A 639-nucleotide genomic window follows, 5' to 3' on the forward strand; every position below is an offset into this window, starting at 1 on the left:
GTCACCTTGATCACCAGTCGTCTCGATCGTCACGTCGCGGACTTCACCTTCATCTATGGGAGGACCGTCCGACGTCGGAGTTGGTTCTTGTGCGGCCGATTGTCGTTGCTCTTCCTGGGTCTTCTGGCTTGTCGAGGATTCTGATTTCAAGATCGCGACGCGATACGTTTCGTCGGCAGCAAGCGCGTCGTGTTCAATTTCACTCGCGGGGACATCCACGATATATGAGCCGTCACGTTCTTCGATTTGAGCACTAAACACAGAACGAAGCGAATCAGAAATCTCGATCATCAGCTATCACGAGTTGTAGCTAATCAACGTATCTAAATCTCGCGTTTTGCGCTACTCTGAGGTGGTAATTTAGCGTATGCTGAAAAGAACACGCAGATCCCAAACAGAAGCTCCTCGAAAGACTAGCAGGCCAGATCGGTCAGTACAGAGGACTCACGAATCGCTCGGCACAGGGTGTCCGAAGTATCACGTCCGATTCGGCAATCCCAAACACTATTATCTAGTACATGAATTATGAATTGTATGTCGAAGGCACCTGGAGACCCCGAACGCGCCGTCAACGGCCTGCTGTCAGTTGCACAGCTGCTGGAAGAGCCACGACTGGCGCGGCTCTACACCTTCGTGCTC

The 639-nt window shown here is 52.0% G+C and carries 1 protein-coding gene and 1 pseudogene; one reads left to right on the forward strand and one right to left on the reverse strand.

All coding sequences use genetic code 11. From position 1 onward, the window contains the following. The coding region (locus tag DVK06_RS16880) for a deoxyribonuclease (protein ID WP_121601125.1) at positions 1 to 291 on the reverse strand (291 nt) is incomplete at its 3' end. Between the two features lie 243 nt (positions 292 to 534). Here DVK06_RS16880 and DVK06_RS19840 point away from each other — a divergent pair. Beyond that, positions 535 to 639: pseudogene (locus DVK06_RS19840) on the forward strand (transcriptional regulator TrmB); the annotation flags it as partial.

Origin of the sequence: Halorubrum sp. Atlit-28R (genome assembly GCF_003665955.1) — an archaeon.
Lineage (GTDB): Archaea > Halobacteriota > Halobacteria > Halobacteriales > Haloferacaceae > Halorubrum > Halorubrum tropicale.